We start from the raw sequence: 858 nt of genomic DNA on the forward strand, positions 1-858 counted from the left end.
GAAGATGGCAACAATTGTTGCACCTGGTGGTGTGTCTAAATAGTAAGACGTTGTCAGCCCAGCAAACATCCCAAACATGGCAATGATCACACCGACGATAATGACTGAATCAAAGTTTTTCACTAGTCGTAACGCAATGGCTGCTGGCATAACGATAATCGCAGATACCAGTAGTGACCCTGCAATTGGCATGATTAAGGCAATGGCCATCCCAGTAATAATTGAAAAAATGACTGAGATCATTCGAACTGGCAAACCTGCCGTATAGGCGGTGTTTTCGTCAAATGAAACGAGGTATAAGGGCCGTTTAAAAATTAAGTAGCCAGCTACAATAAACACCGCTAATCCAACCAAGATATAGACTTGTAGTGACGAAACGGTCACGATAGAACCAAAAAGGTAGGCGTTGATAGAGGCTGCTGAATCCACTTGGTTCAATAGTAGTAAGGCTAAAGCCATCCCACCAGACATCATCATGGCAACCGATATATCTGAATAGTGGGCATAGACGACCCGCAAGTATTCTAAGATTAAGGCGGCTGCCGCTACGAACAAGATGGTCGTAATGGTTGGTTCAACCCCTAGTAAATAACCGAAAGCCACTCCGGCTAATGAAATATGAGCTAAGGTATCCGCCATTAATGATTGCTTGCGCATGATTAATAGGAGACCTAGGATTGGGGAAATAAATGAAATAGCGGTCGCGGCTATGAATGCCCGTCCCATGAACTCATACTGAAACATCTCCACGGCGAATTCTCCTCTCTTACTAAATGCACACGTTTATCATAGTATTCATCAATAATATTGTCATCATGAGTTACCATCAAAATAGCTTTCCCATGTTTTTCTGTGTTG

General features: G+C 42.9%; 1 protein-coding gene and 1 pseudogene. Both read right to left on the reverse strand.

Translation table 11 applies throughout. The features are described from left to right. The coding region (locus tag ACRCJ0_RS16330; protein WP_431391214.1) for a metal ABC transporter permease at positions 1-744 on the reverse strand (744 nt) is incomplete at its 3' end. Next, positions 708-858 (reverse strand): annotated as a pseudogene (locus ACRCJ0_RS16335) (zinc ABC transporter ATP-binding protein); the annotation flags it as partial. The pseudogene ACRCJ0_RS16335 and the gene ACRCJ0_RS16330, both read right to left, overlap by 37 nt.

This window comes from Aerococcus sp. L_32, assembly GCF_050689315.1.